Annotated in this window: 13 protein-coding genes; all 13 read right to left on the bottom strand. The window is 29.8% G+C overall.

The window, feature by feature from the left end:
• Complete coding sequence (locus tag ACJDTP_RS10160; RefSeq protein ID WP_406761096.1) at positions 1-2,601, bottom strand: hypothetical protein; 2,601 nt, start codon at positions 2,599-2,601, stop codon at positions 1-3.
• Positions 2,602-2,645: 44 nt separating this feature from the next.
• On the bottom strand, positions 2,646-3,371 hold the full coding sequence (locus ACJDTP_RS10155) for an IspD/TarI family cytidylyltransferase (RefSeq protein WP_406761095.1): 726 nt from the start codon (positions 3,369-3,371) through the stop codon (positions 2,646-2,648).
• A gap of 432 nt (positions 3,372-3,803) precedes the next feature.
• Complete coding sequence (locus ACJDTP_RS10150; RefSeq protein ID WP_406761094.1) at positions 3,804-5,696, bottom strand: glycosyltransferase; 1,893 nt, start codon at positions 5,694-5,696, stop codon at positions 3,804-3,806.
• 96 nt (positions 5,697-5,792) lie between these two features.
• A complete protein-coding gene (locus ACJDTP_RS10145) occupies positions 5,793-7,424 on the bottom strand; it encodes a flagellin N-terminal helical domain-containing protein (RefSeq protein WP_406761093.1) in 1,632 nt (543 codons plus the stop codon).
• Positions 7,425-7,674: 250 nt separating this feature from the next.
• A complete protein-coding gene (fliT, locus tag ACJDTP_RS10140; RefSeq protein WP_406761092.1) occupies positions 7,675-8,004 on the bottom strand; it encodes a flagellar protein FliT in 330 nt (109 codons plus the stop codon).
• Positions 8,005-8,105: 101 nt separating this feature from the next.
• Entirely contained in the window at positions 8,106-10,418 is a 2,313-nt protein-coding gene (gene fliD, locus ACJDTP_RS10135) for a flagellar filament capping protein FliD (RefSeq protein ID WP_406761091.1), read from the bottom strand.
• Between the two features lie 109 nt (positions 10,419-10,527).
• Positions 10,528-10,902 carry a flagellar export chaperone FliS gene (gene fliS / locus ACJDTP_RS10130; protein WP_406761090.1) on the bottom strand — a complete coding sequence of 125 codons (375 nt, stop codon included), beginning with the start codon at positions 10,900-10,902 and terminating at the stop codon, positions 10,528-10,530.
• A gap of 11 nt (positions 10,903-10,913) precedes the next feature.
• Positions 10,914-11,207: a hypothetical protein gene (locus tag ACJDTP_RS10125; protein WP_271811939.1), complete on the bottom strand. Its 294-nt coding sequence runs from the start codon at positions 11,205-11,207 to the stop codon at positions 10,914-10,916.
• 26 nt (positions 11,208-11,233) lie between these two features.
• Positions 11,234-11,611 carry a flagellar protein FlaG gene (locus tag ACJDTP_RS10120; RefSeq protein WP_406761089.1) on the bottom strand — a complete coding sequence of 126 codons (378 nt, stop codon included), beginning with the start codon at positions 11,609-11,611 and terminating at the stop codon, positions 11,234-11,236.
• A 40-nt stretch (positions 11,612-11,651) separates the two neighbouring features.
• Positions 11,652-11,870: a carbon storage regulator CsrA gene (gene csrA / locus ACJDTP_RS10115; protein ID WP_406761088.1), complete on the bottom strand. Its 219-nt coding sequence runs from the start codon at positions 11,868-11,870 to the stop codon at positions 11,652-11,654.
• An 11-nt stretch (positions 11,871-11,881) separates the two neighbouring features.
• Positions 11,882-12,301, bottom strand: a complete 420-nt coding sequence (gene fliW / locus ACJDTP_RS10110) for a flagellar assembly protein FliW (RefSeq protein ID WP_406761087.1) — start codon at positions 12,299-12,301, stop codon at positions 11,882-11,884.
• A gap of 15 nt (positions 12,302-12,316) precedes the next feature.
• Complete coding sequence (gene flgL, locus ACJDTP_RS10105) at positions 12,317-13,294, bottom strand: flagellar hook-associated protein FlgL (RefSeq protein ID WP_406761086.1); 978 nt, start codon at positions 13,292-13,294, stop codon at positions 12,317-12,319.
• Between the two features lie 19 nt (positions 13,295-13,313).
• On the bottom strand, positions 13,314-15,188 hold the full coding sequence (gene flgK / locus ACJDTP_RS10100; RefSeq protein WP_406761085.1) for a flagellar hook-associated protein FlgK: 1,875 nt from the start codon (positions 15,186-15,188) through the stop codon (positions 13,314-13,316).
• Between the last annotated feature and the right edge of the window lie 23 nt (positions 15,189-15,211).

The raw sequence follows: 15,211 nt of genomic DNA, 5'->3' as shown, positions 1-15,211 counted from the left end.
TTATTTTAAGCAGCTAATTGAATAATTATAAATCGCAGAACCTGCTAATTCATTATCTTTCAAATCTATATGTCTGCTTTTTTCCTCTATTTGATTCTTATTATCAGATACCAGGTAACTTAGCAATTCCATAATTGTAACCTTATTACATTCACAACTAACCATATCATACTTATCAATAATATTATAACCTTTACTGCCAAAATGTAAGTAAGCCTTAATGTCCACATCACTCCAAGCATTCGATAGAACCATTCTTTGGTCTGCACACGTTTCTTCCTTAAAGTCTATCTTTTTATACATGTTATCATAAATTGAATAGCATAGCATTTTACTATCTTCATATCTAATATAAGAGAGAAAATTAGTAAATTGCAATATGTCTTGATTCGGTTGATTACATGTTGTCGGTAGTTTTTGAAATGGTACTGCTTCTTCATTCTGAATATTAATTTTAACCACCATATTACCATTTATAGGAAACGCAAGCAAATAGCCATTATAGTAATACTCAATGTGTTCAAATCCCTGATTTTCATAAGTCATCACTAAATCAGGTGGGAATTTTCTAAATTCCTCTACAGTATCATTCTTGCAGTTCCATTTTAAAATAACTACTTCATTACCAACCGAAATCCAGTAATCATTACCATCATAAACAATACTTGAAAATTCATATTTGTTATCACCTACTTTTCTAATGTCATAACTGGCATCAATTAAATTAAACATTAAAACACAATTGCCTTGCCAAAAAGGAAGTGCGATTGTATTATCATTTACACAGTTGCATGAAATAAATATAGCCTTCCTTTCATTGTAAATCTTATCATTTATTTCTTTATACCAATCTGTATAATATGTCACCTCATCCGATATCATGTCAACCCTTACAATTGCAGGATATCTACCCGGAATAAGATATACATAATGCCCAACCTGTACTGCTCCAAAAAACAAATTAAAAAGTTCCCTATCTTTCATTAAGTTATAATCTAAATCAATATTTTTAAAACATCCACTTTTTATATCATATTTATATATTTTTTTTCCTCTTCTTGGTACAAGTAATAAATAGTCTTTATATCTTACTATTTTTGAATATTGTTGTACATCAGTTGTTCTTGCGGATGGAATAGACGTTACGTACTCTGCTTCCGCCTTATCGATATCTAATTTAAAAATTCCATTAATATTAGCTCCGGTAAACCAAGCTTCATTACCATCATAAGTAAGATTATCAAAATATATGTTTCTATTTGCTGGTGAGAAATCATCTGTAATTTCGACATTCTGTATCATTATTGGTTTTCCCGTCTTTTGATACAACGCTACTACGCTACTTCTATCTCCATAATAGGCATCTGATATCGCAATTGCTCGGTTCAAATCAGCGGTATCATCATATATTCCCCAACCTTCCGCTTTATAATTATCAATAATTTCCTTATATGTTTTTAAAACTTCTGGTGTCAATGCTTTTATTGTGGTCTCACTTAACGGATGCGGTCTCCAAAGCAGAACCACATCTGGATTTTCTTTAAAAATCTGAAGAACATCCTTTAACTTTTCAATCATTTTTTTCTTGTAATCTAGTAATATCTTAATTGATGTATTGTACAGGATTACCTTTTTCCTTATACCATCCTGCTTTATAATCAGTTTTTCCCATTCTTCTGGAATATCTACATCTTCTCGTCGCGTGTTCAATACCTTATCAAATTTAGGACTCCCTAATGCCAAAAACTTCTCTTCAGCAATTCCAAATCTATCTTTACAATTATATTGTTCTTCAAATTTACAAAATTCTTCTATATACTTCTGTCTTGCCTTTTCCGATTGTACAATTACCCGGTCAGCATACATAGTACCTGGCAATACTACAAAATGCTCCGGAACATCATCATACATATCCACAAAATATGGAATATATACGAGCATATCAGTATATTTTTTTAGTTCTTTTGCATAAAATGCAGGATGAACACTAGTCACATAATTATTTTCATCATATGGATTATGAATATAAATCACATCTGGTCTGTGTTCAGAAATACTGTATTCTTCCCATGATGTAATCGGCACATAATCTGGATATTCATTTCCTTCATAATACATCTGACCAAATGTTCCATCTGATTTCCTATCAAAGTATGGAATTGGAATTACATAACAATCACATTTTTCATCTTCCTTTGCTGCTAACCATACACTTTCCATACTATCCCACATAGATGCCTTATATGGTAAAAATACAACTTCTCTGTTCGAATCTGGCAAGTCATTTCTGATGCTATTACCAATCTGAATCAACAAACTTCTCATTTTTTTTAATAATTTCTTTATTTTTTGCTTATCAGAAGAATTTTGGCTAATCTGATATACCAACTCACAATATTCTTCCAACAATTTAACTGCATTTGTTTCTTCAGGCTCTATTTCTTCAATCGTAGTTCCAATTTGTATAGCACTTTCTTGGCACTTAATTAGAACCTCCATAATATCACCATTATTATTCCCAAGAATTTTACTAATCAAATCATTAGATTTTTCGAGTGAATATATTATGGATAAAAGCTGTTTTTTTAAATATTTTTTCAATTATTTACATTCCCCTCTTACTATAATATAAACCTTTAATGCAATTAAATCCCAAATATCTGTTGATTCTCTTCCGCTTCAAATAAAGCTTTCAAGATATAGTAATCCGACGGAGTAGTTATTTTTATATTATATGTAGAGCCTATTACTGTATATAGTTCATGACCATAATATTTCATAAGCGATGCTGAATCAATCATCCAATTAATCCCCTCGCTTTTTGCTTTGTTATGTGCCTCCATAAGTTCATCCAAATAAAAACATTGGGGTGCCTTTGCTATTCTCGCCTTATCCCTATTTGCTATTTCTACAATCTTCCCAAAATCATCTGTAGAACATATTGTTTCAACTGCATAACTAACAGTAACTGAAGATCTATGTTTTTTCACCATTTCAATATTTTTTGTTATTAATTCATCATCAATGAGAGGCCGAACGCCATCATGCATTATAACTACGGTTTCTGCAGAATTCTTATATTCATCATATATTGCTTTTAGTCCGTTATAGCACGATGCTTGTACAGTTTCTCCACCTGTGACCAGCCATTTTACTTTTTTTATATAATTTCTTTTTATTTCTTTTTTTAGTTTGCTCTCCCAACCCGAAACGCAAACTACGGCTATGCTATCAATCAATGGATGTTTCTCAAAATGCTCTATTGTATGAATAAGGATTGGTTTCCCATGAAGCGTCAGAAATTGTTTGGGCGTTGTTCTATTATTCATTCTTACACCCGTTCCACCTGCAAAAATTAAAGCTATATTCATTTTCACTACTCCCTGTCTATTATTTTTATTATAGGTATAGTTTTACTTTATCCTACTACAATACTCTTCATATAAGTTTTCTTGATATCATAAATTTAATTTTTTTCTATGATAGAACATTTAAACATATTATTTATATAATCTTTTGCTGTACTTATATTTTTAGACATATTTCAAGTAAATTAGCTTGTTTTTCTTAAGTATATATTATTAATTTCCAATAATATTAATCTAGATAATTTGCTACTTAAAATTTTTTATATTTAGTATTTTACTTCCAATTATCAACCTTTATAAATCAGAATTCTTTATAATTCCCCTATATATTAGTTTACTTCTTTAATTTGTACATTATGTGATTCAAATTATATATATTATTTTATATTAGTATAATTTGAATTTCAACAACTTATAAACACCAATATGTCAATATTATAGTAAGTTCTCTTTTTCATTACTATATTTACTCAAAACACAATCGATATCATTTATATTCTTATCAATATCTTTGATCCATCTTAAATAACATATTATCGTTTCTACTGAATATCCAAAATCTAATGCATTTTTAAAACATGTAACAGCATTTATATAATCTGTCAACTTATAATAGCAACATCCCATTTCAAAATATATATTTGATGCAAATTTATTCCCACACCTTAAAGCATCAGACAAAATATTAATTGCATAATCATATAAACAATTCTCTTTTAGTATTTTTACAATTGGAAAGACCATCTCTGCACTTTCAAATCTATGTACGCTATCTAGATACATATTTAATACTTCCCTATTATTTGAAACTAGTACAATTTCCTGTAATATTTTAGTATAATGCATCAGATTATCTTTTTTAAGTAAGACTTTTTCTTTTCCCAAGTATGAATTTATTATATTTATGTATGCATCGTCTACAATATTAATTATTTTATGAATTAAGACAGTTTTTTTACTAAATATAGCTGAAACAATAGCTAATACTTTAAATTCTTCTGATTTTTCTATTAAAAACGCATTATAAAACATATCGAAAGATTTTTCATAATAGTTATTTGAAAAAAATACAAACATTAATGATATATCTTCATTGTTATAAACTTTATTCCATATATTATAATAATGCAACAATAGTTCTCCATGTTTTATTTTCATTAATGCAGTAATAATAATTCTTATATCACCTTCGGAATTATTATAAATAGTATTTAATAAAGCAACTGTATCTCCAACCTTTTCATTTTTTAAAAGTTTTATTAATGAAATAAGCGTTGATTCATTATATTTATTTGCTTTTAACGATTTATAATAATAGTCAAAAGCATTTACCATATCATTTTTTAATTCAAATATCTGACCCATATAATAATAGATAATATGTAAAGACGAAGGAATCACATTCATTTCTATCCCATTATATTGCTTTTGATATTCCAAAGTCAGATTGAAGCATTCAAGCGAACTCACATAACTACATTCAAAATAATCTACTATAGCTTTATAATAATAGAACATTGGATGTTTATTAAATATATCCATAGCTTTATTTATTACTATTCTTATTTCATCACTACTGTATTCCAGATTAATCATTGATTCTATTACATTCTTATAAACTTTACTATTAAACCCAATTAATGTTATGTTACTATCTATGAACTTATTTCCATTTTCTATAGCAAGTTCATATTTACCTAATGCAAAATAGCTATCACATAGATAATAATATCCAGTATAATCATTTTTCTTTATCATTGTTTCTTCAATTAATTCTATATTTCTTTTAACTTTGTTTTCTATTATATCTGAAGAGTAACCAGTATGATATATAATAATATCATCGTTGTCAATAATATACCGAGATAAAGGTTTATCTAGTCTATCTAAAACCTCATGTATATCATTTTTGAATTTAATCTTAGGCGAATTTCTAAAGATCCTAATTGTTGGATTCACATCTTTCACTAAACCCAAGTTTCTATCTATATTAATTAACTTGCTTACTACGCAATCTATTTTTTTCATACTTAAAGAATTTAAAAGATTTTCTATTTTATCTGTACTATCAAAATATTCATCTGCATCTAGAAATATAATCCAATCTCCTTTTGCTTTTCCAAGTGCAAAGTTCTTAGCTCTACAAAAACTATTATTCCATTTATAATAATATACTTTTGCACCTAATTCTTTTGCAATAGTAACAGTATTATCATCTGAACCAGTATCTACAACAATAATCTCACTTACAATATTCTTATAACTTTCTATACATTTTCCTATATTTTTCTCTTCGTTTTTTACAATCATGCATGCAGATATTTTCATTTAAATCTCAAAACTCCCTTCTTCCAATTAAAGGGCCAGAGTTTACACCCTGACCCTTTATTATAATTTTAACAAGTTAAACTTTATTATTTAAAATTATCTTAATAATTGAAGAACTTGTTGAGGTTGTTGATTTGCTTGTGCAAGCATAGCTTGAGCAGCTTGTGAAAGAATATTATTCTTTGAGAATGTTGACATTTCTTTAGCCATATCAACGTCTCTTATTCTTGATTCAGCTGAAGTCAAGTTTTCACTTGATGTTCCTAAATTATTGATTGTGTGTTCTAATCTGTTTTGAATAGCTCCAAGCTTACCTCTTTCAGATGAAACAGATGCAATAGCTTTGTCTAAAGTATCAAGTGCTGATTGTGCACCAGCTTTTGTAGATACATCTACTCCTGATATTCCTAAAGCAGCTGATCTCATATCATTAATACCAAATGTAATAGTTTGACCTCTATTAGCTCCAATTTGGAATGTCATTCCGCCATTTCCACCTGATTCTGTTTGAGCTTGAGTTAATCCTAAATCTTTAACAGCTGTTTTTCCAGCTAAATCTGATAAGCTAATTGGGCCAGATTCACTAACAATTTCAAACCTTCCATCATTTGTCGCATTCACCTTAACATCTGCAATATATCCTGGCTTATCTGAAGATGTAGCTCCTGCTGCAGTATTATAAGAAGATATTGCATCATTTATATCATGTTGTAATTGAGTTGCTGCAGACGACATAGTATCTCCAGCTGATATAGCAGTTGTTATACTAGCTTGCAGATTAACATCACCTATTTTGAAATTTATTTTATCCGTAGTTGCTACATTTGACCCGTTATAAGTGCTATCACCAGTATCTCCAGTAGTTCCAGCTGTACCCAAGAATTTTCCACTTATTCCTGTAGCAGCACTTGATTTTATAGCTGATGTAGTTCCTGTCGAACCACTTTCTATAACTAATTTATTAGCACTATCAACATATCCACTAACATGTGCTACCTTAGCTCCAGATTGATCAATAGCTTCATTTATCTTTGAAACAATTAAATCTTTAGCGGCATTCATACTAGTAGTTGTTGCACCTGAACCTGTACCTGCTTTTATAGTTGTTTTTTCAGCTTCACTAAGATTTTGCCAATTAACAGTTATTTCGCTTCCATCTATTGTAAGTTTACCTTGAACAAAATCTGAATCTCCAACTAAAGCTGTTGATGAATTCATTGCTGATGTTGCAGTTACTGATGCCGAAGTAAGTTTAGCTACATCTATTCCTGTTGTAGTATCTTGCCCAACAGCAGCCCCAGAAGTTTTTAAACTACCATTTAATAGTTTTTGAGTATTGAACTCAGTTGTATTACCTATTCTGTCTATTTCACTCTTTAATTGTGAAACTTCATCTTGAATTGACTTTCTATCAGCATCAGTATTTGTTCCGTTTGCTGATTGATCTGCAAGTTCTCTTATTCTTTGAAGAATGCTGTGTGTTTCATTTAACGCACCTTCTGCTGTTTGGATCATAGAAATACCATCTTGAGCATTAGCTGAAGCTTGGTCAAGACCTCTGATTTGTCCTCTCATCTTTTCTGAGATAGCTAATCCTGCCGCGTCATCTCCAGCCTTATTAATTCTAAGACCTGAAGAAAGTTTTTGCATTGAATTGCTTGCACTTGCTGAGTTTGCATTCATTCTGCTGATTGCATTGTTTGATGCTAAATTGTGATTAATTATCATAATATATTCCTCCTTGATTTTTAAGTTTTGGACTTCCCTGTCCATACTTTATTATTTATATCAACTCTTAAGAGTTAATAGCTTATAAGCTTTATATTTCTATATTCGATCTAATTAGATATTACTTTAGCCATTATATATAATTTTTAAAACTTTTTATTAATTATTTTTCAAGTAATAAATATTTAAATCTTATATTTTTATATTCGTTAACAAATCATACTACTTTATACTGTGTTTAAAACTTATTTTAAACACTTTTGTTAAATACTCTGGCTTTATTTTCAAAGCTATTATAATTTGTATTAGCTTGTCTTGCTTTACTTAATTTTTCAATCTGATTTCTAACTTTAACCTTTTCTTTTTTTATTACGGTTTGCAATTCTTCTTCTAACTCTAATATTCTTAGCGAACTTCCAATAATTTTAATTTCTTCTTTATCAAATTCAACTGTATTTACTAATTGTAAAATATTCTCTCTCTTTTCAATCAAATTATTTAACTCGCTGCTATTTTGAATATTATTAATTAGAGATAAAGTTAAAGTTCTATACTCTTCTAAATATTCACTTACATTCATAAATCTCACCATCACATCATTTTAGTTTTCAAGTAAAACATTAAAAAATTACTATAAACTAATTTTTTCTTTAATCGGCTCATTAATGTCATTTATTATCTTTACTTCCCTAACATACTTGCTAAGGATGATTGTTGCGAATTCAATCTCTGCATGGCTGTTTCTAAATCTGAATATTTCTTGTATAATGCATTTTCTTTATCTGTAAATGATTTATTCATATCAGCTATTAATAATTTTTTCTTATATATATTATTAGTTAATGTGTTATTACTCTCTGTACTACTTCCTGCCAATCCAGCTTTCTTTGCCAATGATGAAGTACTAGTTTTAAATTCGTTGTATAAAGCTGTTTTAAGCTGAGTTAATGCCCCACCTTTATCCGTAGTTGATGCTGCTCTTGTAAATAAATCTTTTACATCTCCTGCGTTTTCTTGCAATGCTTTTGTTAATTTATTCTCATCTATAGTGAGCATTCCATTTTTATCAGCATAATTTTTAATTGGCGATATTCCAATCTTCTCCAAACTCAATCCAGATCCTGATATAACCGTTGAAATAGCGTTTTTCATTTCACTTACTATTCTTTCAAGATCACTATCTTTTCTTAGTAATCCTGTTTGAGCTTTCTTTTCCCAAGAAGTTATTTGAGATTCTGTCATTGCCGCCTTTTGTTCATCTGTTAAAGGCATATAATCTTTATCTCTTGTTTCAAAAATTTTTGTATTCATACTTTGTAATAGAGTATTATAATCATTAACAAACTTTATAATATTGTCTTTTAAAGATGTAACATCGGTTGATCCTGTTAATTTTACCGAAGTATCTGCTGATGTTGTTAAACTACCATCCCCTTTAATTGTCATTGTAGTTCCGTCAGTGGTTTTAAAATTCATTGTATCAGCAGTTCCAAGTGTTACTAAACTATTCGTTCCTGTATCAAATTTTTGTATTGTCGTCGTTCCATCATCTGCTATTGTTATTTTACTATTGTCTGTAAGTGTATATTCAGTTTGGGTAGACTCTGCTGTTTTTGCAATATAATCTCCTAAGAGGTTTATTGATGATGCTGTTATATAATTGGTAGTTACTGGTGGATCTATTGTTAATGTATTATCATTTTTAATTGTCATTTTAGTTCCATCAGTAGTTGTAAAATCTATTGTTTCTGTAGCACCAAGGGGTGTTATTCCATTAGTTCCTGTTATTGTTGTTGTTCCATCCTCTTTTATTGTTATTTTGCTATTATTTTTAAGTGTATATTGAGTTTCACCAGTAACACTAGTATTTACCCCTGTAATATAATCCCCTAAAAGATTTATTGATGATGATGTTATATACTTGTTAGTTGTTGGCGAATCTGTTGTTACAGTACCATTAGTATTAATTGTTGTTGTTGTTCCATTGATAGGTAGCAAATTAATTGGTGCGTTAATTGGCGTTGTTCCATCAGCGTTTGTTATTGTTGTTGTTCCATCATCAGCTATTTTTATTTTACTTCCATTAGTAAGCGTATATTCTTTACTAGTAGATTCAGCTACTTTACTAATATTATCACCAAAAAGACTAGTTATTGATGATGTTGTTATATATTTACTTGTTAGAGCTGCACTATTAGTTACTCCCTTAAAAGTAAACTGTACATTATCAACAGTTACAACATTATCGGTTGTTTTATGCGTAGTGTCATCTATTACATAAGTATTATTATTACCATTTTTTATAGTAGCATGAAGGTATTTATCTGTTGCCGCCTGGCTATGATTATTAAGTGTAAATCCGCCTCCACCAAAAGCACTTGCAGTAAAATTTACACTATTAGTAAATTGACTATAAGTTGCTGTTATAGTATTCTTATTCAAGTCATCCAATGCTGTTTGAGCAGTTGTTTTATCTCCAGCGGTTGTTCCATTTATAATATTACTATACGTCAATTTCTGAGCTGCTACTGCCGCATTATAATTAGCTACTGTTTTACTTCCATCAACATCTACATCAAAGGTTATTGTTGCAGTTCCAATTTTTATTGTTTTTCCATTTCCAGTTTCAGTTGCAAGATCTAGTTTATCTGTTGCTTTAGCCGCTAATTGAGTGACACTTACTGTATAATTATCAATACTTGCTCCTGCCAACCCTTTCGCCGTTACCTTATCACTACTACTAGAATTATAAGTTTGCGTTTGATAAGTACTACTAGACATCAAACTACCTGTCTTTATTACATCAAGATATTTGTCATAAAAATCTGATGCATCGCTCATTATTTTTTTATATTGTTCTTGTTGGTATTCCATAACTTTTTTGTTTTGAACTTCTTTATCAATTCTGGTTTTATATCCTTGCATTGCGCTTTTAACTAAAGTATCTACATCTAGTCCCGAATTGGTTCCAGTTATTCTTTGTATCGTTGACATTCTTTTCACTCCTTTTTGTACAATTTACTTATAATTCAGAATTATAGTCATTAATTAAATAATATGGCTAAAGGACATTCATTTTAAATTAAAAATTTATAATTGCTAATTATTTCTTAGATCTCTTATAAGCTTCTTTCCATGTTTCATTAATATCTTCGATAAGTGGCAGAATTTCATCTATTATCTCTAAATCTTTAGTCATATTTGCTTCGATTAATTTATCTTTAATAAAAGTATATACTCTCAACAATTGAACCGCCCACTCACCTGCACTTGTATCTAAACTAACCATAAGTTCTGAAAATATATCCTGAGTTCTTACTAAAGCATCATGTGCTTTTTTTATATCTTTATCCACTATAGCTTGTCTAGCTATTTTACAAAATTTCACTGCACCTTCCACAAGCATCAGAAGCAACTGTTCTTTTGATGCATAATTTACAGAATTGTTTTTGTAAACATTATATCCATTAGAATACATCCTAACTCCTCCTATTTTGTTGTATCTAAAATTCTACCTTTTGAATTACTTTCATTTATTTTTTCCACTTTCTCCACTTTGATATCTATATTTTCATGATTATCCTTTATTCCATCTATCGTGATATATCTTTTTTTTATTTCTTTATTAATGGAATTCTCGTTGTCATTGCCACACTGACTTCCTTCATCTTTTAAATCTTTATTTACATTGATTGATTTTCCAGAGTGAACCTTATCTTCTTTAGTTTCTTCCTGCATCTTTTTTCTTATATCAGTATCAATCTTATTTAATTTAAATTCCAAATAAAAAACTCCCCTTAGAACTTATATCAAGCCTTCTTATCTAATAAGCCAACTTGTTTTAGCATACTTGCAACCATGTCCAAAATCTTTTTTGGTGGAATTTCTAATACAACTTCTTTAGTATTTTCATCTATTATTTTTACCATCATTGTCTTCATTTCTTCATTATAAGTATATTCTGCGTGAGTCTTATCATCTTTTAAAAAATTGTTAAGTTTATTTAATGCATTATCTATATCTTTTTTATCATATTGCTTATTATTACTTACTTCTTGAGACTGAGTTTCAATTTTTTGCACTTGCTTAGCTACTCCCTCTGTACTACTTGTTCCATAATCAGATACATTTGAATTTTGATAGTTATTATAATTAATTGAATTTTGGCCTACACTATTAACATCCATGTCTATCATACCTCCATGTTTAGAACCTATAATAAAGCTCTTATTTTTTCTTTATGTTTTTCAGCATACCAAGATTAATCTTACTAGCTTCTTTATTCTCATTTTCTACTTCCTCATAAATTTCTTTTCTTAATATTTGAATAGATTTAGGTGCGTTTATTCCGATCTTTACACTTCCGTCATCTATCTTACTTATAACAATTTCAATATCATCTCCAATCATAAGAGATTCACCTTTTTTTCTAGTTATAATTAACATTATATACCTCCTTATATTAAAGGACTTTTTACTTTATATTTAGGATTATCTAATATTATTTGTTCCCCAATATTATCAGAAGTATTTATAACTATAGGTCCTTGCAAGTTAGTTGTTATTTTCTTCACATCTGAATTTAATGTTACTGTTGTGATCACATTAACTTGATCTGGAGACTCTATTTTTAAATTTTTAATAGTTTCTTCACTTAATACAAACTCATAGTCTTTAAAAAATTCATATGGTGATGTTACAATCATTGCAATTTCATTATCTTGTAGTGATTGGAGCAATTTAAATGGTTCATAATCCTCTAAATCTAAAAGTATAAACTCCTTTAAATCACTTAACCCTAATAGTCCCTTCTTAAAAGTAATGATATTCTTTTCTTCATATTCTATTTCACCATAGATTTTAGATATAAATTTCATATTTTACTCTCCTAACTATAAATAACTTAATATAGTCATCGGTAATATTTTCGCACTTGTTTGTAAAGAAGCTGTATACACAGTCTGCATCATTGAGTAATTCATAGTAGCTTCTGCATAATCCACATCTTCTGTTTTTGATAATATATCCGTCATATTATAATTTTCAGTTTCATTATTTCCTTGTGCAGAATCCATTCTATTTTGCATCGTTCCAACATCTGATCTCTTTTGCAGTAAGTTAGTTGTAACTGACTGTATGTCTTTTAAATGTGTAGTTGTTAAATTTGCTACATTTCCACCTGATCCCAAATCAGTTACTATATTAGATAAAAGATCTGATACATTTACAGTCTTTCCGCTCTTATCTGTAAATTCTAGAATTTCACTTGCAGTCTTGTTATATTGACTTTTTACGCCTTGAGATATATCAACTTCTAATTTTGATTTAATCTGGTTTTGTACAGTTGCATCAGTAATAGCTACAGTCCCATTATTTCCAATGCCCTTTCCATCTTTATCTGCATATTCTAAAACACCATTTACAACAGTAGTTGGTTTTGAGCCTGTTTTAGTACCACCAAAAATATATGATCCATCAAAACTAGTATTTAAAATTTGAGACAATTCATTAACCTTTTCTTTAACTTCATCTTGAATCGCAGCTCTTTCATCTGGTCCATATGATCCATTCCCTGCATTAACAAGTAAAGTTTCTATTCTTCCAAAAACATTTCCCATCTGCGCTAATGCTGTATCCGTTGTATCAAGCCAATTAGATGTATCTTTTATATTTTCATTGTACTGCTTATTGTACGACATTTCTGTATTTAACTGCATACTTCTAGATGCCGTATAAGGATTTTCTGATGCCTTTTGTATTGTCTTTCCAGAAGCTAATTGATTTTGTAGTGTTTTCATATTATTCAAATTATTCTTCATATTTCTCAAATAATTTGAAGTTAAAATATTGCTAGTTATTCTACTTGACATAAATTCATCCTCCTAACTCCTATTTTTTCAATCCATTTATTACAACATCTAATAATTCATCAATAGTAGAAATCACCTTTGCATTTGCTTGATAAGCATGCTGATATTGTATTAAATTTGTAGTTTCTTCATCTAATGATACGCCTGAAACTTGACTTCTTTGATCCTGAAGATCAGATAATATTCCCTCCTGCGTATCCTGCTGCCTTCCTGCTTCTTGCGTTGCTACAGCGATATTATTTATTACACTTTTATAATAAGAATCCACTGTTGAACCAGTAGTCCCTGCATTTAACTTCAAGCAATCACTGTCTGAAAAACCTGTTGTTCCAGACATTCCAACTGATGTTAAGAAAGTTTTTCTATCAATTTTTGACAAATCTGTTCCAGCTGCTATATTACTAAAATTCATCTTTATAGTATTAAGATTAGCAATTGCATTTGCTCTTTTTCCATCGCCTTCTCCGCTTGCTGAGCTTGTATTACAATTTAATTTACTAGTATCCGTTAGCAAATCCTCATTAATTCTTATATTCTTCGCTGTTAGACCTTTATCGGTAGATGTTGTTGTTTTGTTCGTCTCATCATAAGTTACAAATACAAGTTCACTACTTGATAAATTAGTATTCGCTGTATCCAAACTCCCTACCTGCAATGCATTAACGCTATAACCAAGCGCTGCTGCAAGCCTATCTAAATTGTCCATATATCCTTGTATTGTCGCTTGTACAGATTGGTTGGCTGCGATATATCCTTTTACATGATTATTATCCACATTATTTACCGCTGTTCCAGAACTTGTATCATATTTATAAGTTTGAAAGATCTTAGTTTTAAGTTCTGTTAGCTGAGATGCACTTACTGTTCCTCCATCTCCGACTTCCACTTCTTTATTACTACTATCTTTCATTGTTAATTTTCCGTCTTTATCAGTTATTAAAATTCTACATTGTGTCAATTCATCTTTTAATGACTTAGCATCTGCTGCTGATCCAGTCTTTATTGTAACAGTCTGAAGTGTTGAGTTTTCATTTCCTAAAGGATAGTATTTTACTGTAACATCTCCAGTAAGATTTCCTGACGAATCTGTAGCCGCTGTCACAGTGTCTATATAAGAAAGTCTGGAATATCCCAAATCATTAGGATCTGACTTTACAAATGCTGAATTCGGATATTCTGTCGATGAAAGATTTATCGTATCCAGATTCTTCCTCTCAAGGTTTATTCCAAATTTATTGCTTAATTTATCAACAAGATTATCTCTTTTATCCATTAAATCATTAGGGGTTTGTCCAACCGCTGAAACACTTCGTATTTCCTTATTTAATTCATTTATCTGATTTAAATAACTATTAACATCAGTAACATCACTTTCTAAAAGCTTCTGGCTATCTTGATTGGCCTTTTCCAATTGGTTATATGTATAATTTATTGCATCTGCAAGAGCTTGAGCCTTCTTGATAGCCACTGTTTTTACATCTGATTTATCTGGAGTTTTTGATACTTCCTGAAATGCACTGAAAAATTGACTTGTAAGTTCCTGTATTCCTGTGTCAGATGGTTCACCAAAAATATCTTCAACTTTTGATAATGTTTGATTTTGCTGAGTATAAAATCCAGAATCTCCTGAAGCACTTCTATATTGATAGTCTATAAAGTAATCTCTAATCCTTTGTATTGATGTTATTTCAGCACCAGTTCCAACTTGTCCAGCTCCAGTTGTATCAAATCTTGACATTCCACCAAAAGGTCTTGTTGTCTGTGATACTGCTCTTTGCCTTGAATACCCTTCCGTATCTATATTCGATATATTATGCGAGCTTGTATTAATATTTCCCTGCTGTACCGTTAATCCTCTTCTCGCAATAGTAAATGTATCAAATAATCCTGCCATTTTTATTCCTGCCCTTCACTCGC

Source organism: Candidatus Clostridium helianthi (assembly GCF_045310795.1).
Taxonomy (GTDB): domain Bacteria; phylum Bacillota; class Clostridia; order Clostridiales; family Clostridiaceae; genus Clostridium; species Clostridium helianthi.
Note: the sequence above shows the minus strand (reverse complement) of the source record. Positions and strands in the feature narration are given on the sequence as shown.

What these genes read in the sequence shown, in the direction of transcription:
- ACJDTP_RS10155 (WP_406761095.1), bottom strand. Translation starts at nt 3,371, where the DNA reads ATGAATATAGCTTTAATTTTTGCAGGTGGAACGGGTGTAAGAATGAAT.
- ACJDTP_RS10150 (WP_406761094.1), bottom strand. Translation starts at nt 5,696, where the DNA reads ATGAAAATATCTGCATGCATGATTGTAAAAAACGAAGAGAAAAATATA.
- ACJDTP_RS10145 (WP_406761093.1), bottom strand. Translation starts at nt 7,424, where the DNA reads ATGATAATTAATCACAATTTAGCATCAAACAATGCAATCAGCAGAATG.
- fliT (WP_406761092.1), bottom strand. Translation starts at nt 8,004, where the DNA reads ATGAATGTAAGTGAATATTTAGAAGAGTATAGAACTTTAACTTTATCT.
- fliD (WP_406761091.1), bottom strand. Translation starts at nt 10,418, where the DNA reads ATGTCAACGATACAAAGAATAACTGGAACCAATTCGGGACTAGATGTA.
- fliS (WP_406761090.1), bottom strand. Translation starts at nt 10,902, where the DNA reads ATGTATTCTAATGGATATAATGTTTACAAAAACAATTCTGTAAATTAT.
- ACJDTP_RS10120 (WP_406761089.1), bottom strand. Translation starts at nt 11,611, where the DNA reads ATGGATGTTAATAGTGTAGGCCAAAATTCAATTAATTATAATAACTAT.
- csrA (WP_406761088.1), bottom strand. Translation starts at nt 11,870, where the DNA reads ATGTTAATTATAACTAGAAAAAAAGGTGAATCTCTTATGATTGGAGAT.
- fliW (WP_406761087.1), bottom strand. Translation starts at nt 12,301, where the DNA reads ATGAAATTTATATCTAAAATCTATGGTGAAATAGAATATGAAGAAAAG.
- flgL (WP_406761086.1), bottom strand. Translation starts at nt 13,294, where the DNA reads ATGTCAAGTAGAATAACTAGCAATATTTTAACTTCAAATTATTTGAGA.
- flgK (WP_406761085.1), bottom strand. Translation starts at nt 15,188, where the DNA reads ATGGCAGGATTATTTGATACATTTACTATTGCGAGAAGAGGATTAACG.